General features: G+C 29.2%; 25 protein-coding genes and 1 tRNA gene. 14 read left to right on the top strand and 12 right to left on the bottom strand.

Translation table 11 applies throughout. The features are described from left to right. The 3 genes from HOH73_00295 to HOH73_00285 all read left to right on the top strand — a co-directional run. A partial coding sequence (locus HOH73_00295; GenBank protein MBT5827313.1) for a hypothetical protein occupies positions 1–996 on the top strand: 996 nt, incomplete at its 5' end. Between the two features lie 232 nt (positions 997–1,228). After that, positions 1,229–1,390, top strand: a complete 162-nt coding sequence (locus HOH73_00290; protein MBT5827312.1) for a hypothetical protein — start codon at positions 1,229–1,231, stop codon at positions 1,388–1,390. Between the two features lie 315 nt (positions 1,391–1,705). Next, positions 1,706–5,323, top strand: coding sequence for a glycosyltransferase (locus tag HOH73_00285; GenBank protein MBT5827311.1), 3,618 nt, complete (start codon positions 1,706–1,708; stop codon positions 5,321–5,323). Positions 5,324–5,581: 258 nt separating this feature from the next. On the opposite strand, the gene HOH73_00280 is transcribed toward HOH73_00285, so the two are convergent. The 4 genes from HOH73_00280 to HOH73_00265 form a co-directional block, all read right to left on the bottom strand. Next, positions 5,582–5,785 (bottom strand): hypothetical protein, encoded by a 204-nt coding sequence (locus tag HOH73_00280; protein ID MBT5827310.1) that lies wholly within the window; start codon positions 5,783–5,785, stop codon positions 5,582–5,584. Positions 5,786–6,030: 245 nt separating this feature from the next. Continuing rightward, positions 6,031–6,122: transfer RNA gene (locus HOH73_00275), tRNA-Ser, on the bottom strand. 65 nt (positions 6,123–6,187) lie between these two features. Further along, positions 6,188–6,985, bottom strand: coding sequence for a 3'(2'),5'-bisphosphate nucleotidase CysQ (locus HOH73_00270; protein ID MBT5827309.1), 798 nt, complete (start codon positions 6,983–6,985; stop codon positions 6,188–6,190). A gap of 610 nt (positions 6,986–7,595) precedes the next feature. Continuing rightward, on the bottom strand, positions 7,596–8,018 hold the full coding sequence (locus tag HOH73_00265) for a glyoxalase (protein ID MBT5827308.1): 423 nt from the start codon (positions 8,016–8,018) through the stop codon (positions 7,596–7,598). A 111-nt stretch (positions 8,019–8,129) separates the two neighbouring features. Between HOH73_00265 and HOH73_00260 the strand changes: the two genes are divergently transcribed. Both HOH73_00260 and HOH73_00255 read left to right on the top strand, forming a co-directional pair. Then, on the top strand, positions 8,130–8,480 hold the full coding sequence (locus HOH73_00260; GenBank protein ID MBT5827307.1) for a LysR family transcriptional regulator: 351 nt from the start codon (positions 8,130–8,132) through the stop codon (positions 8,478–8,480). An 18-nt stretch (positions 8,481–8,498) separates the two neighbouring features. Further along, a complete protein-coding gene (locus tag HOH73_00255; GenBank protein MBT5827306.1) occupies positions 8,499–8,996 on the top strand; it encodes a hypothetical protein in 498 nt (165 codons plus the stop codon). A gap of 208 nt (positions 8,997–9,204) precedes the next feature. Here the strand turns inward: HOH73_00255 and HOH73_00250 are convergent, their stop codons facing one another. Further along, on the bottom strand, positions 9,205–10,059 hold the full coding sequence (locus tag HOH73_00250; GenBank protein MBT5827305.1) for a radical SAM protein: 855 nt from the start codon (positions 10,057–10,059) through the stop codon (positions 9,205–9,207). A gap of 374 nt (positions 10,060–10,433) precedes the next feature. Between HOH73_00250 and HOH73_00245 the strand changes: the two genes are divergently transcribed. Together HOH73_00245 and HOH73_00240 are read left to right on the top strand one after the other, a co-directional pair. Beyond that, complete coding sequence (locus HOH73_00245; GenBank protein MBT5827304.1) at positions 10,434–10,763, top strand: nucleotide pyrophosphohydrolase; 330 nt, start codon at positions 10,434–10,436, stop codon at positions 10,761–10,763. Beyond that, a complete protein-coding gene (locus HOH73_00240) occupies positions 10,760–12,964 on the top strand; it encodes a DUF2075 domain-containing protein (GenBank protein MBT5827303.1) in 2,205 nt (734 codons plus the stop codon). Before HOH73_00245 ends, HOH73_00240 begins: the two co-directional genes overlap by 4 nt. A gap of 87 nt (positions 12,965–13,051) precedes the next feature. Here HOH73_00240 and recQ read toward each other — a convergent pair whose 3' ends face one another. From recQ to HOH73_00220, 4 genes are all read right to left on the bottom strand, one after another. Then, the gene (gene recQ, locus HOH73_00235) at positions 13,052–14,872 is read right to left on the bottom strand and encodes a DNA helicase RecQ (protein MBT5827302.1); all 1,821 of its coding nucleotides are present in this window, start codon (positions 14,870–14,872) and stop codon (positions 13,052–13,054) included. Then, on the bottom strand, positions 14,873–15,214 hold the full coding sequence (locus tag HOH73_00230) for a Spx/MgsR family RNA polymerase-binding regulatory protein (GenBank protein MBT5827301.1): 342 nt from the start codon (positions 15,212–15,214) through the stop codon (positions 14,873–14,875). A 245-nt stretch (positions 15,215–15,459) separates the two neighbouring features. Then, a complete protein-coding gene (locus HOH73_00225; GenBank protein ID MBT5827300.1) occupies positions 15,460–16,578 on the bottom strand; it encodes a hypothetical protein in 1,119 nt (372 codons plus the stop codon). After that, entirely contained in the window at positions 16,541–17,491 is a 951-nt protein-coding gene (locus HOH73_00220) for a LysR family transcriptional regulator (GenBank protein MBT5827299.1), read from the bottom strand. Before HOH73_00220 ends, HOH73_00225 begins: the two co-directional genes overlap by 38 nt. Positions 17,492–17,599: 108 nt before the next feature. On the opposite strand from HOH73_00220, the gene HOH73_00215 reads away from it, so the two are divergent. The 7 genes from HOH73_00215 to HOH73_00185 all read left to right on the top strand — a co-directional run bounded on the left by HOH73_00215 (position 17,600) and on the right by HOH73_00185 (position 21,386). Next, positions 17,600–17,800, top strand: a complete 201-nt coding sequence (locus tag HOH73_00215) for a hypothetical protein (GenBank protein MBT5827298.1) — start codon at positions 17,600–17,602, stop codon at positions 17,798–17,800. Positions 17,801–17,859: 59 nt separating this feature from the next. After that, positions 17,860–18,090 carry a hypothetical protein gene (locus HOH73_00210; GenBank protein ID MBT5827297.1) on the top strand — a complete coding sequence of 77 codons (231 nt, stop codon included), beginning with the start codon at positions 17,860–17,862 and terminating at the stop codon, positions 18,088–18,090. 285 nt (positions 18,091–18,375) lie between these two features. Beyond that, on the top strand, positions 18,376–18,606 hold the full coding sequence (locus tag HOH73_00205) for a hypothetical protein (GenBank protein MBT5827296.1): 231 nt from the start codon (positions 18,376–18,378) through the stop codon (positions 18,604–18,606). A 682-nt stretch (positions 18,607–19,288) separates the two neighbouring features. Continuing rightward, positions 19,289–20,497, top strand: coding sequence for a Fic family protein (locus HOH73_00200; GenBank protein MBT5827295.1), 1,209 nt, complete (start codon positions 19,289–19,291; stop codon positions 20,495–20,497). A 1-nt stretch (position 20,498) separates the two neighbouring features. Beyond that, positions 20,499–20,777 (top strand): hypothetical protein, encoded by a 279-nt coding sequence (locus HOH73_00195; protein MBT5827294.1) that lies wholly within the window; start codon positions 20,499–20,501, stop codon positions 20,775–20,777. Positions 20,778–20,810: 33 nt separating this feature from the next. Beyond that, the gene (locus HOH73_00190) at positions 20,811–21,215 is read left to right on the top strand and encodes a hypothetical protein (GenBank protein ID MBT5827293.1); all 405 of its coding nucleotides are present in this window, start codon (positions 20,811–20,813) and stop codon (positions 21,213–21,215) included. Positions 21,216–21,218: 3 nt separating this feature from the next. Continuing rightward, positions 21,219–21,386 (top strand): hypothetical protein, encoded by a 168-nt coding sequence (locus tag HOH73_00185; protein ID MBT5827292.1) that lies wholly within the window; start codon positions 21,219–21,221, stop codon positions 21,384–21,386. Between the two features lie 233 nt (positions 21,387–21,619). Here the strand turns inward: HOH73_00185 and HOH73_00180 are convergent, their stop codons facing one another. The 3 genes from HOH73_00180 to HOH73_00170 are packed head-to-tail and all read right to left on the bottom strand — an operon-like array spanning position 21,620 to position 23,399. Next, complete coding sequence (locus HOH73_00180) at positions 21,620–22,009, bottom strand: GFA family protein (protein ID MBT5827291.1); 390 nt, start codon at positions 22,007–22,009, stop codon at positions 21,620–21,622. A 4-nt stretch (positions 22,010–22,013) separates the two neighbouring features. Then, on the bottom strand, positions 22,014–22,940 hold the full coding sequence (locus HOH73_00175; GenBank protein MBT5827290.1) for a DMT family transporter: 927 nt from the start codon (positions 22,938–22,940) through the stop codon (positions 22,014–22,016). A 3-nt stretch (positions 22,941–22,943) separates the two neighbouring features. After that, on the bottom strand, positions 22,944–23,399 hold the full coding sequence (locus HOH73_00170) for a GNAT family N-acetyltransferase (protein ID MBT5827289.1): 456 nt from the start codon (positions 23,397–23,399) through the stop codon (positions 22,944–22,946). Positions 23,400–23,683 lie beyond the last annotated feature (284 nt).

Raw genomic sequence — 23,683 nt, 5'->3', positions numbered from 1 at the left:
GATTATCTTAAGGAGTTAAGAAAATATTCTGAAATTATTTTTGTTTCGGATGGAGATTTAAAAGAGATTGAGACAGAAAAAATAAAAGATTTATGTTTTGACTATATTTGCAAGAAGCATGAAGAATATGATTTTGGTTCATATAAAAGAGGTTTTAAATTAATAAAGAGTAAATATTCAAAAAAGCTACAAGAAATAGATGAGCTACTATTTGTTAATGATTCTTGCTATTTAATTGGAAGTTTTGGCAATATATTTGCTGACATGGAAAAAAAGCTAGACTGTGATTATTGGGGGTTAACTGATCATGACAATGGCAATATTCAAGAATATCATATTCAAAGCTACTTTTTAGTATTTAGAAAGAGGGTTTTTTTAGATATGGCCTTTGAAAATTTTATGTGCAGAGTAAAAAAGCTTCAATCAAAAGATGAGATTCTCTGTTATTATGAGATTGGTTTGTCAAAACTTTTAATAAAGCAACAAAACAAATATTTTTGTGTGTTTACAAAAAATTTAATAGATGATTTTCTAACAAAAAACCGCCAAGAAATAGAAAAAGAGCTAAAAGTTTTATTTCAAAAATCAACAAATCTAAGTGCTAGCTCAGTAAAAAAATATCTAAATTCTGTCTTTTCTTTAGAGGGGTCAAATTATGTTTATAAAGATAAGTTTTTAGTCTATTTCAAGATGGGTTTACCAATTTTAAAGCGAACTATTTTAAATAATGACAATTATTGTAATGAAAAATTATTATTTTTATGGCAGGAAATAATAACGGAAATATATCCTAATTCAGCAAAACAAATCTTTAATTATGCTAATAGACTTGATTTAAGATTAAAAAACAGAAAACATATTAAAAATAACCTGATTATATTCTTGCGTTTTTGTCATTCTTATAAGTTTTTTTATGCTAAGAATAGTTTTAAAAAAGGTAAAAGAGTTAGAATTATAAAATTACTGTTTTTTAAAATTAAATATAGCAGAAACTAAATTGTTTTTTAAAATATGGTACTTTATTGCTGCATATAAAAAAGTGCAAAACAGCTAGGCCAAAAATCTAGGAAAATAAGTTTTGAAAAAAAGTATTAATAGCATTTAACCTTTAATTATTTTTGATTTTTACTTTTATGTTATGATCTAAGCAATATCTCAAATAATTACAAATTAGCAGAAAAGGCTTTATAGTGATAATTACATTTTTTAAAATATTTTATCATAATATATGGAAGATTTAAGTAATCAAAAATTAGAAAGATTTTTTAAAGAAAATCTGTGTACTAAATTATTTTTTGATTTTAATTTTACATGTAAAATAAAATATTACTTTTTATTTGTTTACATCAGAAATACAAAAGAACAACAAAATTTAGAAAAAGTTAGATAGTTCTAGCTTGCTTTGGTTGCTCTTAATACAGAAATCATATGTATTAAATAATGATAAACAATAATAGTATTTATCTCTTTAAAAACATATACAGCATTTTAAAAGTTTAACACAATTTTACTTTGTAATGGGTTAGTTAGCATCACTGTCACATTAATACTTAATTCGTGATAAAATTTGCTTGTTAATTTAATAATTGTTGTATTATAGTGGTGTCTCTATTTTTACTAAAATTGATTCTTAAATTGAAGAAGATAGCTTTTAATAATTTGTTTTAGATTTAGTAGAAGGTAATTTAAAAAAAGTGTAAAACTAATGAATATACTATTTATATGCAACCACGGTGGTTTGCTTGCGGACGCCTCAGCTAGGTATAGAGTTATATATCCGTCTATAATGTTGAAATCTTTGGGTCATAAATGTACTATTTATAATGCTGATAAAGAATTAGATGATAATTTATTACAAGGATTTGATTTAGCAGTATTGCACAGATGCTTCAATGAAAATAGTATCAGATCAGCTTATTACCTGAAAAAAAACAACATTCCTTATTTGCTAGATATTAATGATAATTTTTTTGTTAAAGGTTATTTAGATTTTAAAGGAGATATGCTTGTTTCTAATATGAAGCAGCTATCAAAGAATGCGTCTGGTTTTGTTGCTGCCACAGAAAATATAAAAAATCTAATAACTCAAAATATTAACCCTGAATGTCCTATACATGTTGCGAAAGATATGATTAGTGATTTTAAAGGTGACTTGTTGGGTGAAATAAATAATTTGAAACAAAAAAAAGAAATAGATAATAACAGTTCGAGTAATGTAAAATCTAGTTCTTTGGATTCTAATGAGTTTCTTTCTAGGAGGTTATACGCACTCGTAATAATACGAATTATCCGGAGTATAATAAAAACATTTTATTTTCTTCTTGATCCTGTAAAGCCATTAAAAAGACTCATCTTATCTTTGCAAAAAAAAGCTGATAATCTTCAAACACAAAAAACTAAAAAGCCACAATATTGTAAAAGTTATTTAGAAAAAAAAATATTGGGATTTTTTTTAGATTTAGAAAGTAAATTATCCAAGCCATTATTTCTTGTTAGGGATAATTTAGTTAAAGAAAATAATACAGAGAGTTGTAATAATCCAAAAATTAATTTTGTTGATAATAGACCTAAAGTTATCTGGTATGGTGCATCTGGTGCTAATAGAAAGCATGGAAATTTTGGTATAAAGTCTCTTCTAATAGCAATGCCAGATTTAATTGAGTTGAATCAGGAGAAAGAATATGATCTTTTAATTGTTTCGGAGAATCTAAGAGAATATGAAAAGTATTTTAATAAAGTGCCAATTCATTCTCATTTTATTAAATGGGATATCAACACTATTGAAGATTTAGTTAAATCTTCTGACGTTACAATTATACCCAACTATATAGATGACTTTACTCTTGCGAAAGGTATTAACAGGGCTGAATTTAGTTTTTATTGCGATACTCCCGTTGTTGCAACCAGACTTCCTAACCTGGAGATTTTTAAAAATTGCATGGAGTTTGATAATTTTAAATTAGGTATAAAAAAATATTTGTTTGATAAGGACAAAGCACGCAAAGATGTTATGAATGCTAAAAAAATAATATCAGAAAATTACTCAAAAGAGCTTCTTGTAGAAAAAATAGAAAGTGTTTTTATTGATACATGTAAGAATTATAAAAAAACTATTAGGTTATTAGCTTTAATAAATATACCACAAGATGCGGATATAATTCTTAGTTTGTATAACTACATGGAGGCTGATACATCTATAGACTTAAAGCTAGCTTGTGTTGTGGATACATTAATTGGGAGCTCACGAATAATAGAGTTTATTAAGAATAATAATATACGTCCAGTAATGTTAGCAAGGGACGAAAACATTGCAGAGTTTAGGGAAATTAGCTGGAACCAAATAGATGCTCTAATTACTTCCTCAGAAACAAACGCTGCTTATGTTCATAAAATTGCCCATAACATAACTAGCTATGCAAGAAAACATAATATTCTAACTTTTACCATGCAGCATGGTCTAGAAAATATAGGTCTTAACTACCTTGATAATCGATTTAATAGTAATGTGAAATTTGCTTCAGATTACATATTTATTTGGGGAAAAAAAGAGAATATCTTTCCTGAATTTGGTGATACAATGAAAAAAGTTATTTCTGTAGGTAAATTAAAGCATCATGAGATCAGCAAAAAACAATTACCCGATCTTGGGTTTAAGAATTTTAATAACACGATAACTATATTTGAAAATTTACATTGGGAGAGATATGATGATAATTACAAGAAGTTATTTTTAAATAATATAAAATTAATAATTTCTAAATATAAAAATGTTTTATTTCTTATAAAACCTCATCATACAGGAAAGTTTATTATTAATTATGAGAAAGATTTTGGTAAATTCAGGAATTGTATAATGCTTAATCCAGATAATGCAAAGTATGAGCCTTTTACAGCTCCATCATTGATGAATATTTCTTGTGCTGTAATTACCACTCCATCAACAGTTTCTATTGACGCTTTATTAGCAAAGAAGGCTTTAGCTGTGGTCCAATATAATTTAGACTTACCAATCTATAAACATGCTAATGTTATTTTAAATCAATCAGGTTTGCAAAGTTTTGTAGCTGCCGTAACAAATAATAACAAAGATTATTTAAAGAAAATAGAGGATGGAAACAGCAAGTTTCTGGCTAATAATTTGGTATCCACAGACGCTGTTAGTAATATAACTACGATTATTAAAAATAAAATATATGAAAAAAACTTCAAAGATATGAAGAAGCAACCTGTTTTTGCTTTTAGATCAGATAATTTTGAAATTACAAAATATAAGGCTTTCGTTATCTGCCAGAATTATGGAGCTACAGCTCATATAAGTTTTGTAAGTCCACTATTAAGATACCCAACAAATGATCATGGGGTAACAATATTTGATAGTAAAATATCTGAAGAGAAAATATGTTTTTTCATTGAAAAAGAATGTCCAGATGTAGTGATTATATCAAGGGAATACATTGGTAGCTTAGAATTAGTGTTTAGTAAAGCTAGGCAGATGAATATACCATTAATTTTTCATTTAGATGATGATCTATTTAATATTCCGGAACACATAGGAGAGAGATATTTTAAATATTTTAATCAGGATAAAATCAAAAATAATCTTCATTATTGTGTTCAAAATAGTGATATAATTTATGCTTCAAATCGCAGGTTGAAAAAGACTTTGCAAATGCAATTTGCAAATATACCACCAATATTTGCTGGTGATATAAACGCTTCCTTTAATATACTAAATAAATATGTAAAAAAGGATGATAACTTAACAATTGGTTATTATGGTTCTGCTTCTCATCAAAAAGATTTTGATATGGCTCAACCCCATTTGAAAAAAATTTTAGAAGGGCATAAGAACGTAAAAATAGAAATAATAGGTGAGTTCACTTTATTGAAAGACTTGTTTGAAAGCTTTTGTAATAGAATTACCATTTATCCAAAAATACAAAATTATGAACATTTTATATCCTTCCTTTCCAAAAGAAATTGGGACATAGGCTTAATTTTTCTTAGTGATCAGATCAAATTTAACAACAATGTATCCAATTTAAAATGGTGTGAATATACTGCTTGTGGTATACCTGTTATTGCTTCTAATCATAATGTTTATGTAGATGAATGTGCTGATGAGTGTGGTTTGTTGGTAGATGATAATGAGTGGTATGGAAAAATATCTCAATTGTTAGGACAACCAGATTATAGAGAAAAGTTAGTTAGTAATGCTCAGAAAAAATTAATAAAAAAATTTTCTCCACAACTTCAAATAAAGCAATTAGAGAATTTATTTGAAGAATCAAAAAAAATAAAAAATCAATCTGGTGCTGTGTGATTTAAACATCTTCATGCTCCATAGAGGTGGTGGAGGACTGAAAAACTTTTGCAAGCAAAAGATAGAAGTGAAGCAATATTGACAGCAAAGCTTAATTTGCCAATTAGATGGGCTTTATACAGCTAAAATCTTGTTAACTGTTGGCAATAAAGCTGTGTGTTATTATTTAGTATAAAAGTTATGATAGCAATCAATTCAGAATAAATCTGTAATTAACTAGCTACACTCAAAAAATAGTATTTTAAAATTATATGTAACTTATTGCTGATCATGGAGGTTTATCACTTTTCCACTGGCAGCATTAACAATTGCATCTCCAGCTGCAATATCCCATGCTTTAATATTTGCTCTTCTTGTGTGTAAATGTGCCTTACCTTCTGCAATTAAACAAAATTTATATGAGCTTGATACAGATAGTAAATTTTGAATTTGAATATTACGTAATCTTAAATCTGCAATTATTTCTTATTTTTTAGGCTCTCTTTTGGTGCAAATTATTCTAGCTTTGTTAGTTTTTATTGATACTTATATTGTCGTTTTTTGCGTATTATTTTTACTGTAATTTTTATTTTGCAGGCATTATTATTTTCATCTGTATAATATAAAATATCTTACACAGGTAAATAAATTGAATCAAATATAGTCTTTTTATTGAACTTACAAAGTAATAATCACTTTGTTTTTTGTGGTTTTCTAAATTTAAAAACTGGAGGAGAGGATGGGATTCGAACCCACGATACGGGAGGACCCGTATAACGATTTAGCAAACCGTCGCCTTAAGCCACTCGGCCACCTCTCCTTTAATAGAAAATGAATATTATAGCTAATTATGATAATCTCAAGAAAAAATCACATTATTTTCTTTTATTTTGAAAAATTAGAACATTCAAAAAGGGGTATTTTGAAATTATAATGAAAATTATAGATTAACTCCAAATTATTATCTAAATTAATGATTTTTCCCCCCGCTGCATTTAGAATTGCATGGCCAGCTGCAATATCCCATGCGTTAATATTTGCTCTCCTAGGGTATAAATCTGCCTTGCCTTCTGCAATTAAACAAAATTTATAAGAACTAGCGACTGAAATCAAATCTTTAGTTTGAATGTCTCGTGATTTTAAATTTTTAATTATCTCTGATCTTTCAGGTTCTCTTTTAGTGCAAATTACCCTAGTGATATTACTTTTCCTAGTGCTTAAAATTTTTTTTGTTAAATTATTTCCCAAACTAAATTTTTCTGTTTTATAAGCAATATTAGCTTCATCAGTGAAATATAAAATATCTTTTGCTGGTAAATATATTGAACCAAATATAGCTTTCTTATTTTGAATAAATGCTATATTTACGGTGAACTCATCAGAATGTTTGATAAATGAGTTAGTACCATCTAAAGGATCAACCATGAAATATTCATTTTTTTTTGCAGCGAGCAAATTAGCTTCTTCATTATTTTCCTCCGAAACAATATCTATATCAGGAAATAATTTTTTTAGCTCTTTTATAATAAAATTATTAGCAGCTAAATCAGCTTCAGTAACAGGAGAATTGTCATTTTTTTGCGTGACTACAAGATTCTCATAATTTTTATAATATGCTAAAATAAGTAGCCCAGCATTTAAAGAAATTTGGTTAATTTTACTTATTAATTTATTTGTGAGCATTAGATAAAGAGACAATATTTGAGGCTTTTTTATTATAAATTGTTAACTCTAAATATAAATAAATATTCGATATAAAATGTAAAAAGTAACTATCTGTAAATCTTATTTATTAGTTAAAAACTAATGAATAAACATGATATATTAAAATATAAAAGCAGATCTATTTAAAGCTTTTATAATGATAATTATTACGAATATCTAAATTTTAACAATTGTAGCTCAGATTAAAAATTATATCTAAAAAATATAAAAAAAAGAGTTTAATAACAAGTAAACTAGGTGAACACTTTAAGATTATTTTGGTTAGTGAAGCTGTTGATTAACATCAGATTAACTTTACCAAAAAGTTAGTTTTACTTTTTACTATTATTTATCTTTAAATTTCTAGGAACTGAAAAATAGCATAGTTTAAGCCATGTGTTTAGGTATGGGGCTTTATGCTGTAGCTCTTTTAGATGAAAATCTTTTCCTTAAAATAGCACAAAAAATGAAGCTATGGCTCACAAGATATATTCTAAAGAAGTAAAATTTATAAATTAAACATATCTAATTATTTTAGCGTATAGCTCTATTAAATTTGATTTATTTTTTTAATATAAGTTTATCATTACTACTTAGCAAAAAGCAGAGATTTATCTTTGAAAGCTTTAAATTCTAACATATTTTGCGCTGGGTCAGCAAAAAACATAGTTGCTTGCTCTCCTGCTTCGCCCTTAAATCTGATATGAGGTTTAATAATAAATTCAATATTATTTGCCTGTAGATGTTCAGCAAATTCATGCCATTGACTCCATTCTAGTACTACACCAAAATGTGGTACTGGAACATTCTTACCATCCACTAAATTTAGGGCTGCTAATTGATTTTCTGCACCATCATTTAGATGGGTTACTAACTGATGACCAAAAAAATCCCAATCTATCCAATTTTTGGCAGATCTGCCTTTTTTTAGACCAAGCATCTTGCTATAAAAATGCTCTGCTTTTTTAATATTATTTACTGTTATAGCCAAATGAAAAGGTTGTAGGGACATAATTTTATCTTTTTGATGATTATCTAATAATACTAAATATATTTAAGTTTTTACTACCTATTTGACAAGCTAGTAATTTTCCTTTTAGCTTGAGCAAAACTCATAATTAACATGAAGAGAAATCTACCACCATTAAATGCATTAAAGGCTTTTGAAGCAGCAGCAAGAAATCTTAGCTTTAGCAAAGCGGCAGATGAATTATTTGTCACACAAGGGGCAATAAGTAGGCAGATAAAATTATTAGAGCAATATTTAGGTTTTATTTTATTTAAAAGGGTTCATCAAGGATTAGTTCTAACAGCAAAGGCCTTAAGATATTATCAAGATGTTCATGTTATTTTTAATAAGATTCATGAATCTACAAATAATATTAGATTTGATCATAAATTAAACATCTTACAGCTTAATATCTCACCATCTATAAGTTCATTATTAGTTGCGCCCAACATTGCCTCTTTTTAAGAAAAATATGGTAAGAATATTAATATTAATATCAAAGCTAGTGACGATAATGCTGATTTAATAAAAGGAGAAGCTGATATTTATATAAGATGTAGTCAGCATAAATTTTCCAACTTTAATAACATTAAATTAGCAGCTGAAAAAATGCTGATGATTTCATCTAGAAAAATAGCAACAAAAATATCTAATATTGCTGACCTTAAAGCGCAAAATATTATTTTACATGGGGCAAGGCCCTATATTTTTACCAATTGGCTTAAAGAAAAATCGATTGATATGAATCAGTTAAAGCAAATTAGCTTTGAACATTTTTTCATGATTATAGAGGCAGTAAAAAATCATGTTGGCATCGCTTTTGTGCCTGATTTTTTAGTAACAAACATGATTAAAAATCAAGAATTAGTGAATGTGTTAAATATTAATTATCATACAGATTTTAATTATTATATATTGCAAAAAGCTAATGATCCTAAAGTAATTAACTGCAATAATTGGTTAAAATCATTGGTTAATTAAAAATTTATCAAGCTTTTTCTAAGCTCTTAGTAATAAAAACCTACGCAAATATTAGGTTTGTTTAACATTAAACCAATAAATTTATCATTTAGCTTAAAATAGATAATCTAGTAATAAAGCTTTGGTTGTTTTGATTTGGTAAGATAGTAGATGTTAAAGATATTTATCTTTAACATGTGATAATGAAATGTTTGTTTTGCATCAAATTTTAACTAACTAATTTTATTGCCAGATTAATTTCATTTGAAATTCTTGCCTTATCTCGGCCTAAAATTCCTTTTAATATTAGGTGGTTTGATGCGTGGTCACTGCGGAAAATTGTTTTATTTAAATTTAGATTTTCCATTAAAATTTTCATTTCTTGAAATAATTCTAACTTAGTAAGAAACTGCCAATCGCCATTAAAAGATTTTTCAAAACGCGAAGACCCTAAAGGAAATTCTAAAACTAAGGTGGAGAGATATTCTGGCTGCGCTTTATTCATTAATTCTGCAGATTTTAGTGCATGTTGCTTTGAATATTTATAACCACCAAGACCATTTAAAATCATCACTGAGCTTTTAATTTCTGCCGCCTTAATTTTCTGCAGGGCAGCTAATGATGATGCAAAAGTTTCACCTTTATTAATTATACTTAATAATTCAGTGTCTCCAGTTTCACAACCAACATAAAGAATTTGTAAACCTAATTTTTTTAATTCAGTTAAATCTGCTACAGATTTTTTTAATAAATTTCTAGGTAAACAATAAGATGATATTCTTTGTAAATTTGGGAAATATTTATTAATTAACTCTAAAATTTCAGTCAATCTGCGCATTGAAAGGCTCATAGCATCACCATCTGCTAGAAATATTCTTTTGATTGGATAATTATTTTGCGTAATTAATTTTAATTCTGCTTCTATTTCTGTGATAGCTTTTGGCTTAAAACGTTTTTGTTCATCTTTATACATATCACAAAATGTACATTTATTCCAAGAGCAACCATTTGTAACTTGCAAAATTAAAGATCGCCACTCACTTGGTGGACGAAAAACGGGCTCAATATAATTTAAAGGATACATAAGTTTATTTGTTTTTTATAAAGTAAATATAGCAATTAATCTCGATTACTCAATCAGCTATTTATATGAGGAAATTTCGTTGATTTTTATATAATGTAATTAAAATAACGCTTAGCATAAATTTTTGTCACTGGATGAATCAGAGCTTTTAGCAATAGCTGTGATTGCAAATTAACATCTTTATTTGCGCTAATGATAGATAGAGTTTGTAATGTTAAGACAATTAGGTGAGAAAGAAAAATTTGAATATCTCACATAAAATAAATATTAGTATTTTGATTTAATTGCTGGCTAAACATTACAAAGCAAAAAATTGCTTTTTGCTAGTATAGTAGTATTTATTTTAGAGTTAAAAGAAAACATATCACCTTAAAATGACCGACATTACTAAATTAACTGAAAAATTATTAGAGTTTAGGGATAAAAGAGATTGGAAGAAATTCCACAATGCAAAAGATTTAGCTATTGCTCTTAACATAGAATCTGCTGAATTATTAGAAAATTTTTTGTGGAAATCTGCAGAAGAAGCAGATTTAGAAAAAATCAAAGAAGAGTTAGCAGATATATTTTGTTATGGTTTGTTACTTGCTGAAAATTATAAATTAGATTTAGAGAAAATTATCACCGCCAAAATAGCAAAAAACCAGCAAAAATACCCCATAGAAAAAGCTATAGGAACTAACAAAAAATATAACCAATTATGAGTAGGCCTGGAGTTGAATTAGTAAAATATAGTTTTACTAAAAATATTGCTGCTAGCTTGCAAGATAATTACTTTGCGCAAAATTTATGGCCCTTAATCTATATCATAGAGGGAAGTAAAACTGATAAAAAAATAGCATATGTAGGTGAAACTACAGATGTTGTTACCAGAATGAATGCACATTTAAAAAATGAATTTAAACAAGAGTTGGATTTTGTTAATATTATTACCAGTAATAAATTCAATAAATCAGCTACCCTTGATTTAGAGTCTAATTTAATAAAATACTTGTCTGGCGAAGATAGTTTTAAATTACTAAATGGTAATCTAGGTCTTGCAAATCATAATTATTACCAAAAAGAAGAAGTTTATTGGGAAATATTTACAATAATATGGGATAAATTAAGAGCGCAAGGTATAGTTAAAAAATCTCTTGAGCATATTGAAAATTCTGATGTTTTTAAATATTCCCCATATAAATCCCTTAATAATGATCAAACTCAAGGACTTTTAAAAATATTACAGCAATTTGCGCAAAAAAAGGCACAAACTATTATTATTGAAGGTGGGGCAGGGACTGGTAAATCTATTTTGGCTGTTTTTCTTTTTAAACTACTAACTGCTAACATAAATGATTATAGCTTAAAAGAGTTTGGTGTGCTAGAAGATGAAATTATAAAATATGTAAAAGAAATCAAAGCTATATATCCAGATATCAAAATGGGCCTAGTTGTGCCGATGGCTTCTTTTAGAAAAACTCTAAAAAGAATCTTTAAAAATATTAAAGGTCTAAAACAAAATATGGTGATTTCTCCATCTGAGGTTTCGCGAAATAAATTTGATTTGCTTCTTGTTGATGAAGCGCATCGTTTAAAAAGGAGGGTTAACCTTACAAATTATCAAGCATTTGACAAAAGTTGTGAAATTCTTGGTCTTGATCCTAAAAATGCAACTGAACTAGACTGGGTATTGCTACAAGCAAAATCTACAATTTTATTTTATGATGAAAATCAATCAATTAAACCAACTGATATATCAGCGGAAATTTTCAAAAGCCTGATTAAGCATAATGCCACATTAAAATTAAAATCTCAATTTAGAGTTAAGGCAGGTAATGATTATGTTGAATTTATAAATTTGTTATTAAAAAATAAATTAAATAAAACAAGTGAAAAGTTTCATCACAATAGCTATAATTTGCTGCTATTTGATAATCTGGAAGAAATGATAGAGCAAATAAAAATTCAAAATGATAATCATGGCTTAGCAAGAATAATAGCGGGGTTTTCTTGGAAGTGGGTGTCAAAGTATGATAGCAATTTAAAGGATATTAAAATTGGTAATTGTGAGTTAACTTGGAATAGTGTAGACAAAGATTGGATCAATTCTGATAACGCAATAAATGAAGTTGGATGTATTCACACAGTTCAAGGTTATGATTTAAATTATTGCGCAATAATATTTGGAAATGAAATTTCTTACGACCCCATAAGTAAAAAAATTTTTATTAAGCCAGAATATTATTTTGATAAAAATGGTAAAAAATCTATAAAAGACCCAAAAGATTTAAAGAGTTATATTATCAATATCTATAAAACAATAATGCTAAGAGGTATAAAGGGAACTTATATCTATGCTTGTGATGAGAATTTGCAAAAGTATTTTGAAACTTATATTAATAAATTTCAAAGCAAAATATCTATTCCAGATATTGTGTTTTTAACCTATGACATTAAACCTTTTATAAACGCAATACCATTTTATGATTTAAGAGCTAGTGCGGGAAGTTTTAGCGAATTGCAACAAATAGATGAAATGCAGTGGGTTAAAGCGCCTGATAATTTTAAAATTAATAAAGATTATTTCATATGTCAGATAGTAGGTGAATCTATGAATAAAATCATTCCAAATGGATCTTATTGTATATTTAGCAAAGACTCTGGGGGTAGTAGAAATGGTAAAATAGTATTAGTTGAAAGCTCAAATATACAAGATTCAGATTTTGGCTCATCCTATACAGTTAAAGAGTATCATAGCACAAAATACGCTGATGAGGATGGCTTTGAGCATCGATCTATTACTCTAAAGCCAAAGTCATACGATTCTAGCTTTGCAAATCTTGAGCTAACAAATGATGAATTAGAAACATTTAAAGTAGTAGGTGTTTTTGAACAGATTATTACTAATTCTGGCAGCTTTTAATTTTCTTAATAAGAAACTCTAAAGTAAAAAATTCGGTAAGGTAATAAATCTTGTTCAAAATAAACATATTTAATTTGTAGATCAGTATTAATGTTGATTATCACTAATAACAGCTAAAAATTCTTCGCCATAGCGTTCTATTTTTGCTTGTCCAACGCCATTAATATTCAACATCTCTGCTAGAGAATTTGGTTTTAGCTTAGACATTTCTATAAGTGCTCTATCATGAAATATGACATAAGGTGGAAGGTTTTTTGCTTTGGCTATTTCTAATCTTTTTGCTTTTAGAATTTTAAATAAATTATCTTCTTTATGGTCTAAGTTTAAATTAACTTTGGTTTTTTCTTTATTAGTTTTAATTTTTACATATTTACCTAGCTCTAAAGTTCCTTTTTCTTTAAGAAAATTATAACCCTCTTTGGTGATTTTTATACCACCATGATTTGCCATATCTACTTTTAAGAAATTTTGCGCAACTAATTGCCTAAAGATACTTTGCCATTCTTGTTTAGAATGTTCTTTGCCAATTGCAAATACTCTTAGCTTGTCATGATTAAAATTTTTGATTCTTTGATTATCATCACCAGTTAAAACATCTATTAAATAGTTGATGCCAAATATTTGACCCGTTCTATAAACACAAGATAACGCTTGTTGTGCTATGATGGTTGCATCAAATGTTAGTGGTTTATTAATGCATGTGTCACAATTATTACATGGCTTACAATTATCACCAAAATATTCTAAAAGAATTTGTCTTCTACATCTTGTAGCTTCGCATAACCCTAAAAGATAATTTAGTTTTTGCCTTTCTATTCTCTTTTGCTGCTCTGGTGCATCAGAACTTTCAATAAAGTTTCTTTGGATTGCAATATCATTTAAGCCATAAAACATAATAGCATTTGCGGTCAACCCATCTCTTCCCGCTCTTCCTGTTTCTTGATAATAGCTTTCTATGCTTTTTGGTACATTCATATGCACTACAAATCTTACATCCGGTTTATCAATACCCATGCCAAAAGCAATGGTTGCAACCATAATAATATTTTCTTGTTGTTGAAATTCTTTCTGATTTTCAGCTCTTTGCACCGCATCCATACCAGCATGATAAGATAAAGCATTAAAACCTTCTGCTTTAAGAAATGCTGTTAATTCATCTGTTTTTTTGCGGGACACACAATAAATTACTCCTGAGTGGTTTTGGTGATTATTTTTTATAAAAGAAATAACCTGCTTTTTAGGATTATTAGCTACTGTAATTGTATAATTGATATTTGGGCGATCAAAACTATCAACAAATTGTTGCGCATTTTGTAATTCTAGCCTTTCAATAATATCTTTCCTAGTGGCTTCATCCGCTGTTGCAGTTAGAGCTATTCTTGGGGTGTCTGGGAATTTTTCGGCTAATAGGGAAAGTTTAGCGTAAACTGGCCTAAAATCATGACCCCATTGAGATACACAATGTGCTTCATCTATAGCAAAAAGAGATATTTTAACATTTGCTAATAAATCCAGAAAATCTTCCATTAAAAGCCTTTCAGGAGCTACATATAATATTTTTAAAGAACCCTCCTTAAGCATAGTTTTGATTTGACAGATTTTATCGTAAGAAATAGCAGAATTTATAGTTTCTACATTTACACCATGTTGCTGCAAAGCTTGTACCTGATCTTGCATTAAGGCAATTAAAGGTGAAATAACTATAGCAAGACCAGGCAGATGCATTGAGGGTATTTGATAACATAAAGATTTACCCCCTCCTGTTGGCATTAAAACAAAACTGTGATTTTGCGCTATTACATTATTAATAATATTTTCTTGCTGCCCCTTAAAGTTACTGTAACCAAATATTTCTTTTAGAATTTGCTTAGGGTCTTTATTTTGGCAATGATTGGTAGATTTTATCATTTAAGATAATAATTTTAGATATTCCATTTCAGCAAAGCCTAATATTTTATGTTTATCACTAAATATTATGGGCCTTTTTATGATAGATGGATTGGCAAGCGCAATTTTAATTGCTTCGGCTGCATTTGTGGGTTTTTGCTCATCTGCGAGCTTTCTATATGTTGTGCCCTTTGCATTTATCACTTTTTGCCAAGTAAATTCATTGATGAATAAGGTAATTAGATCTTGAGTTACACCTAATTTTTTATAATCATGAAAGTTATAATTTATATTGTTATTTATTAAAAACTTATTTGCTTTTGCAACAGTTGAACAATTTTTAATGCCGTAAAGTGTAATCATTTAGATGGGTTTTTATTTGCATGAATTTAGCTTATATCAGCTTGGCTCTTATATTTCAAACAAATTGTCTGTAATTTGAGTTGCACTTCTAAAGTAACATAATTCTTGTTTTAGACATAAATTATACATGTTAAATGCCTATTTTAGGTAAAAAGCGAGCAACTTGTACATTGCGCAGATGCTATAATAACCTTTTATTTGGGGAGATAAATAAAATAGTTTAAATTAAGTGTAATTAATGAAATTTATTTTGAGATTTGTGTCTTTTTTTCCAATCCACCTATTTCCCACTTACCACCTTTACTATATTTGTCATTGCTACATTCAGACAAGATAGTGCTCATGCCTAAAAATCCTCCCTCATTATCTTTTGCTTGATACATTTTTGCTATTACATCTGGTGTTTCATAAGGATGTACGCTGAAAGCTAAAAACTCACCGTGAAATTTATGGTGAGTGTAGGGTGGAAAGCGTAGGATATGTAAAGAATTAGGAGAGAAATCTAGAGTTCTTTTAGGTGAAGATGGATCATTAGGGTTTTCATATATGCCACAGCTGCTTAGTGTAGCTGATGCTGGTTGTTCAGTTGTGAAGATAAATAAACATCTTTCGCCAGGGTGAAAATGTGTTGGAGTAGTGTCCTCAGCAGCTTGCTTACCCTTGAAACGCATCAATGTACCACTTGAATGGTTCTCGTTACTTGGAACCATTTTTATTGAAGTATCCTCTTCATAAAATTTTTGTTTATGTGGATTAGAAAATATTTCCAATGCTAATTGCGCTGAAATCATTTCTGCTATCCTTGGCTCAAATTCATATAATTTTTGAGTTTCCATCGCATTTAAAGCATTCTTAACATTGGGTATACTGGTTATGCAAGCTCCTTCAATTGGCATAAGTAATGTTTGCTTACAACTTGTCTCAAAATTAAAAGGGGTTAGGGCTGGTATAGAAACAATGTGGCTTCCAAGAGGCAGTTCTAATTTGTCAGTAAGTAAATTATCTGGTTTTGGATAGCTATTATTTGGACTTAAACCTTGCTTGCCATAATTTATTATTAGAGGTTCTTTTGCTGAGGTGATTATTTTGGCCGGATATGGATTGAAAAAATCTGGTGGTTGATGTTGGGAAACTCTTGCTAACCTAGCAGCTTGATTGAAGCTTTCTAAAGATAAATCTGCTGGAAATGCTTCGCTATTTATAGTTTTGAATTCGGGTTTTGATGTTTTCTTTAAATATTGTATAAACTTTTCTGTTGCAGACGAACTAAATTGTTTTCCATCTAAAAGGCTGCTAGCTCTGCTTTTTGGAATAGTTTGAATAATATCACATAAGGGTAGAAATTTTCTTTGAATCTGGCGCATTGTCGTTACCTGTTATTAAATTAAAAAAATAATTTTGACATTGACTTAATTGTGTACCTTTTTTTATTAAAATACCATAAATCATTTCAGGAAAATATTGAGTTAAAGGTATTCCAATTAAATTATCATCTTTTTCTAAGCAGATATTGGAAATAATTGCTACGCCAATTTTTGCTTTAACAAATTTTTTTAAAATCTCCCAATCAGCATTTTCGAATTCTGTATTAGTTTTTAAATTATGTGCATTGATTATTTCTTCAAATGCTGGAAGGGTTATTAGCTCTTTGTCTATTCTGATTAAATTATAATTAGATATTTCGGATAAGGATATATCCTTTCTTTTAGCTAGAGGGTGATTAGCTTCTAATAATAAAATGGGTTGAGACATTCTTATAGGATAAAAGTCACATTCAGATGGAATTTTATTTGCTTGGCAAGGATATATAATAAATTCTAGTTTGTTTTCTAATAATGCTTGTATACCTTCTTGCCATGCAAGATTCTTAATTTTAAATTTGATGTTATTATTATAAGATTGCATTTTACATAAATACTCGGGCAATATGTAAGAGATGCTGACATGATTTGCTGCTATATTTATTACGTTGTTCTCGTTATATTCAACTTGTTTGTTGAATATGTCTATTACGCTTTCTATTGCTTGTATGTGCGGAGTAATTATGTCATAAAAAATTTTCCCTTTATAAGTTAAAGAAAGTTTTTTTTGCTTTCTATGAAAGAGAAGGGTTTTTAAATCTGATTCCAAAGATTTTACTTGCATCGATACAGCAGATTGAGTAATGCCCAGAGTGCTTGCCGCTTTTGTTGGCTGACCTAATAAAGCAGTGTAATAGAAGCATTTTAATTGTTGTAAACGATTTTTCTTGTAATAAAAACTTTGGTTAAGACTCATGTGATCAGTTCTGCTTATGATGTAATTGTATATCTTTACTATTTCTTATTTCAGTATTTATTTTATTATGCTAGTTTAGCTAGAATAAAACAAAAAATATATTAGTCTATGATTGCTTTAAAAGATTTAAAAGATGTAGTTGTTAAGATTGAAAATCTAAATAAAACTAACATGTGTTTTGAAAATAAGCATGATAGCCCGCATGATATTAATCTTATGCTGAGCGAATTAGATAATATGCATCGTTTATTAGAAGAGTTACAACAAAAATATATTATCAAACTTGGCATATCAAAGATTAATAGGTAACTACTTTAGCTTAAATAATATTTACACTAGCTATATAAAGGCAGTAGAAAACTTATAATGTGCTACAGAAAGTAGTAATTGATACTAAAGTTTTGCAAATTAAGCTTATCAATATAAAGAGCTTGCTTCAACTCTACTTACATATTAAGAATTACCAATTGTTAGGTCGTTTTAAAAACGAAGGAGAATGTATCAGTGCTATAGGATATACTCCTGATTACAGGCTTGCTGTTGGTGGTAAAATGATATATATAAATGATTTAGTAGTTGATGAAAAATTAAGAGAATAGGGAATAGGTGGTAGTCTATTAAAACAGGTTATAGAAACAGCAAAAGAAGAGAGATGCAAGGCTGTGGTATTAGATTCTGGCAAACAAAGAACAGCAACGCATAAATTTTACCTAGACAGAGGCTTTTATATTACCTCTTATAACTTTAAATTATTTCTGGAACAGTAAAGTGGTGCTGTATCAACCCAAGTAGATGCTAAGCAATAGCGGCCAGATTTCGGAAAAAGTAAAGACACTCAAGTTGGCTTATAATTAGTATTACTCACATGGTGGTAAGCTAGAGCGTTGAAGAAAATTATTTTAAAAGAGATGTGGGATAATGAAGCTCATGACTTTACTACTGGGCTTGCTGAAGAGAAGAGGCTAGGATTGCTTTCCAAAAGACTTAGAACCCCTATAGAGCTAGAAGCCAAGGAACAAGATATAGGGCCATTTAGAGCTGATATTTTATGCAAAAACATGGAAGGTGACTCTTGGGTGCCAATTGAAAATCAAATCACCAAAGCCAACTGGTAGGGGAGAAAGATAGAAACGGAAGGGTAGCGCAAGCCAATTTGGGGTGGAAATTAGTGTTTTTTATGAAAGAGGAGATCAAAAATGCAACTGGTCTGGAAAATTAAAACGGGCTGAAAGCCTTTAATTACTGGGGTTTTAAGGGATTTGTGAATTGATAAAATTACCAATTTTAGGAGAGTTAGAAAGATGTAAAATGTCTCCCCGGGAAGGATTGATTCAGAAACACTAAGGTGTTTCTTCACCCTACGGGCATCTCCTAATGAATTACTCAATCTCCAAATTATTCAAAAAAGCTCTGCTATTTTTCCGTCATGTGTCAACCTCTTACCAGTTTTCACCTTAGGCATCCTATAATAAAAAAACCCAGCTTACGCTAGGCTTGTTTATTATGGCTCAGCGTGTGAACCCCATTGCTAACTTTTTCCATCGGGTTCGAATCCTTGTTTTACAAGGCTTTACCACTTGGTTAAAAAGTTCGTGATTTTTTGCCTGTTGGGACGGGCGTGGCTTTTTTACAAAAATCTATTCATCAAAAAAATGCTAACTAATGCCCGCATTACATAATTTTTATCAAATAACGAAATATCAACTTTTCTTTACTTAATTACTTGCAACTTTCATAGACGTTAGTTAAAATGTCTTTAAGTAATGTTTTAAGATAAATTCTTTATTTAAAGTTAATATGCAAAATAAAAGCACCCCATCTAAGAAGGACATAAAAAAAGATAGAATCGGCAAATATGTTAAAAGCTCCATAGTTAGTGGAGAGTCTTTTAATAGCTATATTCCAAGTAACTTACCACCAGAGCCGCCAATTGATTTGAGTGAGATTTATCCTTTGCTAGACAAGGCAAATACCGCTCTTGGTCGCTTAGATGGAATTAGTCTGGTTTTGCCAGATCCAGCTTTGTTTCTTTATATGTACGTTAGAAAAGAAGCGGTTTTATCTTCGCAAATTGAAGGAACTCAATCTTCTCTTTCCGATCTTCTTCTTTTTGAAAATAACCAACAATCACCAAATAATCTATTTGATGATGTTACGGAAGTTTCTTCTTATGTGGCAGCGATGAATTATTCTATTGATCGATTAAAAAAACTACCTTTATCACTAAGACTCATCTGTGAGGCTCATGAAAAATTAATGAATAACTCTAGAGGTAATAATAAAAACCCTGGAGAGTTTAGAAATTCTCAAAACTGGATAGGAGGATCAAGACCTGGAAATGCAATCTTTGTACCACCTCCTGCAGAAAAATTGATGGAATGTTTAGATGATTTTGAAAAATTTCTTCATGATGAAAAAACTAAAATGCCAATTTTAATAAGAGCTGCAATTGCTCATGTGCAATTTGAAACTATCCACCCATTTTTAGATGGTAATGGCAGAATTGGAAGGCTTTTAATAACTTTAATGCTTTGTAATGATGGAATTTTAAAACAACCATCTCTTTATCTTAGCCTATATTTTAAAGCCAATAGACAAGAATATTATAATCACTTACAAAATATTAGAGAAACTGGAGATTTTGAATCTTGGATCCAGTTCTTTTTAATTGGCGTTGAAAAAACCTCAAATAATGCAGTGGGGACAGCCAAAGATATAATTAACCTATTTAACGATGATTCCAAAATTATTGAAACATCAGATAAATGTACCCCAGCAATTCTAGCAATTTATAAATATCTAAAAAAAAGCCCAATTACTAATACTTCTAAAATAAAAGAAGAATGTGGCATTTCCCTACCGACAATAATTCGTAATATGGAAAGTTTAGAATATTTAGGAATTGTGCAGGAGGTGACAAAAAAAGAGCGACATAAAATATTTATCTATAAGAAATATTTAGAGCTTTTAAATGATGGGCAACCAGTAAACACTTATAAGATGTGATATGGAAATAGCGCAGCTCTCAAAAACAGATTACATAAAAGGTCTACAATGCTCAAAGTCTTTGTGGTTTTTTAAAAATCGCAAAGATTTAAAGCTGTCAATTGACGAAAAGCTAGAATCTAAATTTGAGTCTGGAAATGAAATTAATGAACTTGCAAGAAAATATTTCTCAAATGGAGTTAAGGCAGATGATAATTATTTTGATATCAAAAAAGCCGTTTTATCTACCCAAGAATTAATCAGCCGAAATCACAATATAATCTTTGAGGCAACTGCTTAAAGTAATAATTTTTCACAAGCAAGAATAGATATTTTGCAAAAAAGCAAAAATGAAGATGGCTGGGATTTAATTGAAGTAAAAGGATCAACTAGTGGCAAACCTAGTCACTTAAATGATCTATCTTTTCAATTATCCGTTTTTACTGAGGCTGGATATAAAATTAATAGCTGTATCCTAATGCTGCTTAACAAGGAATATATATTCAACAATACTCTTGATATTGAAAAACTTTTTAAGCTTGAAGATGTAACCTCTGATGTTTTTGAATTGCAAAGCAGCACAAAATCAATCAATAAAGTTTGGGATGAATTATTCCCGCCAGAGCAAGCAAGAATCATCAATCTTCTAGTTAGAGATATTACCATCAACCCAGATGGCATGAATATCAATATTTACAAGCAGGGTTTAAATTCACTTAATAACGAAATTAATGGGTAAAAAATGGAAAATTTAGAAATAGAAAGAAAGCAAATTGATGAAAATATCATCCAAATATTCGTGCCATTGCAAATAAGGAAAAGAGGTGGAGCAGCAATGTTAATTTTGTCACAAGGTCAGAGCCAAGCAAAAAGCTTTTGCCAAAGCCTATCAATGGAAAACCATAATTGAAGATGAGAGTAATCCAATTAATTCTTTATCTGAAATAGCCAGAAATGAGGAAGTTTCAAATTCTCACGCCACCAAAGTTTATCGCCTTAACTTTATTTCACCAAAAATTGTTGAAGCCATTGTTAACGGAACAGCACCAAGAGAATTAAGATTGCAGGATATTTTTGCTAAAAAGGCACCAGAAATTTGGCAAGAGCAAGAGGAAATATGGGGATTTTAGAGTATATTTTTAATTAATGTTGTTCCAACTTATCAGTAATTTTATGCCATTTAGCCTTAGAATTTGTAAAAATATGATATTTTGGTCTATCTTCAAATTCTCCTTCCACCCCTCCCAAAGGCAAACCTAAGATATTATCATTATCTTTGTAAATACTAATTAAATTTGAGCCACAATTCTTACAAAAAGTTTTGGTAATATTTCTAGAGGAATCATAGTAAGAGAGAAGATTTTCTCCTTTTATCCACTTAAAACCTCTTTTTTCAATTGTTGCTCTAGTTCTAAATGCAGAAACATGCCAACGACGGCATTTTGAACAATGGCAATTGATAACATCACCCATTCTACCTTCATAACTATATTCTATAGATTCACATAAACATTTCCCTGTTAACTTTACCATTTTATTAACTTTTCTTTTTATTTTTTTCAGCAATATATAAAACTCCTATTATCAAGATAGACCCAATAATTTGCTGATATGTCATTGTTTCTCCTAAAATTATAAAGCAGAAGAATATTGTCATTACCGGCCCAGATGTGTTGAGTAGTGCGAATCTAGAAGCTCCTATTCTTTTTATCCCTTCCGCTATTAACAATAATGGCATAAATGTACAAAATATCGCCATAATGACAATTATGATGAAACCTTTATTTGAAATAGCATTACTGACTTCAGGATTAAAAACTATAAAAAAGTGAATATTTATAAATATAAAGGAAAATGTTACTGCATAAGTAGTAAATAAAATGCTACCAATTTTCTTGCCAGTTTGTTGATTAATGATAATATATATTGAATAGCTGATAGCAGCAAGTAAGGCCAAAACTGCTCCTGTTTTATTGGTTGATGTTAGGGAAAGATTAAATCCTCCCAAAACAAAGAATAATCCAATTTGTACCAATGCAAAAAAGAATATATCTCTAGCTCCTGGAAGCCTTTTTTCAACAACTGAATTTAATATTAAAACATAAGCGGGAAATGTGTATAATATAATTCTATTGATATTAGCATCAATTAATTTCAGTGAATGAAAATCTGATAATGTCGCTAGATAATAACCAAAGAAACCTGCTAATATGCAGCTAATAGCAATTTTCTTATTAAGAATGGTAGTAAAAAGCTCTTTTTTCTTTTTGTAAAAAGCAAAACCTAGTAATAAAGGTAAGGTAAAAAGAAAACGATAATAGAATAAGTCCATTACAGTCACTTCCTCAATATATACTAATTTTACCAGAATCGACCTAAATGAAAGCAGTAAAGTTGCTAGAAGAACTAAAGATGCTCCAAACAAAGAATCATTTAATAAAAATTTGTTATACTGATTTTTCATTTATTAATCTAAAAATTTCTTATAATTATTGGAGGTATTAACAAAGCCAAGCTTGTTATATAATTTGTGAGCGGCTTTTCTGTGAACTGCGGAATCTAGAACTAAAGTTTTTATATTTTTCTTCTTGGCGACCATTTCTACATAACCCATTAACTCTTTACCAATTCCTAGATTTTGATAATTTTCATCCACCACTAAATCTTCAATATAGATCATATTTCCTACAGATAATCTGCAATCATAGGAGAACCCAACAGCTGCAATATATTGGTTTTCTAGGAAAGCGCCGATCAGAGTATAACTCTTTTGATGAGCTCTCATTGTATTGATATTGCTGATATAATCATTTTTATTTAGATTATTTCTTAGCTGCTTCATGACCTCATAAGTTTTGCCAATATCCTGATTTGATTTTATTTCTATAAAAGAAATTTTATATTTATGACGTTCTTTATTCATATTATTTGAGGTTTTTTAATCTTGAAAATAATATTAGATCATTTTTATAAGATTGAAATAAAAGAAACAAAAAGTTAGAAACAAAATATACCACCCGACCATTTCTCGAACTAAAGCAACCCTTGAAAATGCTACTCCCCAACTGGGGGTTGGTTAAATATCAGTTGTAAATAAACCAAGTTCGAACTTTTTAACCGCTATGTGGTCACAAAAGTTTGTTATTTTTTCACGAAGCCAGCAAAACTAGGGTTGTTTTAAATCTCCGTAACCAACTGGGTATGGAG

The organism is Alphaproteobacteria bacterium (assembly GCA_018667735.1).
GTDB lineage: Bacteria > Pseudomonadota > Alphaproteobacteria > Rickettsiales > JABIRX01 > JABIRX01.
The sequence above is the reverse complement of the archived record's forward strand: the minus strand, read 5'-3'. Positions and strand labels throughout refer to the sequence as shown.

Excerpts from the sequence above, each read along its gene's own strand:
- HOH73_00225 (MBT5827300.1), bottom strand. The coding sequence starts at position 16,578 with ATGCGCCAGATTCAAAGAAAATTTCTACCCTTATGTGATATTATTCAA.
- recQ (MBT5827302.1), bottom strand. The coding sequence starts at position 14,872 with ATGATAAAATCTACCAATCATTGCCAAAATAAAGACCCTAAGCAAATT.
- HOH73_00290 (MBT5827312.1), top strand. The coding sequence starts at position 1,229 with ATGGAAGATTTAAGTAATCAAAAATTAGAAAGATTTTTTAAAGAAAAT.
- HOH73_00285 (MBT5827311.1), top strand. The coding sequence starts at position 1,706 with ATGAATATACTATTTATATGCAACCACGGTGGTTTGCTTGCGGACGCC.
- HOH73_00240 (MBT5827303.1), top strand. The coding sequence starts at position 10,760 with ATGAGTAGGCCTGGAGTTGAATTAGTAAAATATAGTTTTACTAAAAAT.
- HOH73_00250 (MBT5827305.1), bottom strand. The coding sequence starts at position 10,059 with ATGTATCCTTTAAATTATATTGAGCCCGTTTTTCGTCCACCAAGTGAG.
- HOH73_00170 (MBT5827289.1), bottom strand. The coding sequence starts at position 23,399 with ATGAATAAAGAACGTCATAAATATAAAATTTCTTTTATAGAAATAAAA.
- HOH73_00185 (MBT5827292.1), top strand. The coding sequence starts at position 21,219 with ATGGAAAATTTAGAAATAGAAAGAAAGCAAATTGATGAAAATATCATC.
- HOH73_00180 (MBT5827291.1), bottom strand. The coding sequence starts at position 22,009 with ATGGTAAAGTTAACAGGGAAATGTTTATGTGAATCTATAGAATATAGT.
- HOH73_00175 (MBT5827290.1), bottom strand. The coding sequence starts at position 22,940 with ATGAAAAATCAGTATAACAAATTTTTATTAAATGATTCTTTGTTTGGA.
- HOH73_00220 (MBT5827299.1), bottom strand. The coding sequence starts at position 17,491 with ATGAGTCTTAACCAAAGTTTTTATTACAAGAAAAATCGTTTACAACAA.
- HOH73_00245 (MBT5827304.1), top strand. The coding sequence starts at position 10,434 with ATGACCGACATTACTAAATTAACTGAAAAATTATTAGAGTTTAGGGAT.
- HOH73_00260 (MBT5827307.1), top strand. The coding sequence starts at position 8,130 with ATGAAGAGAAATCTACCACCATTAAATGCATTAAAGGCTTTTGAAGCA.
- HOH73_00270 (MBT5827309.1), bottom strand. The coding sequence starts at position 6,985 with ATGCTCACAAATAAATTAATAAGTAAAATTAACCAAATTTCTTTAAAT.
- HOH73_00195 (MBT5827294.1), top strand. The coding sequence starts at position 20,499 with ATGGAAATAGCGCAGCTCTCAAAAACAGATTACATAAAAGGTCTACAA.
- HOH73_00200 (MBT5827295.1), top strand. The coding sequence starts at position 19,289 with ATGCAAAATAAAAGCACCCCATCTAAGAAGGACATAAAAAAAGATAGA.
- HOH73_00265 (MBT5827308.1), bottom strand. The coding sequence starts at position 8,018 with ATGTCCCTACAACCTTTTCATTTGGCTATAACAGTAAATAATATTAAA.
- HOH73_00230 (MBT5827301.1), bottom strand. The coding sequence starts at position 15,214 with ATGATTACACTTTACGGCATTAAAAATTGTTCAACTGTTGCAAAAGCA.
- HOH73_00215 (MBT5827298.1), top strand. The coding sequence starts at position 17,600 with ATGATTGCTTTAAAAGATTTAAAAGATGTAGTTGTTAAGATTGAAAAT.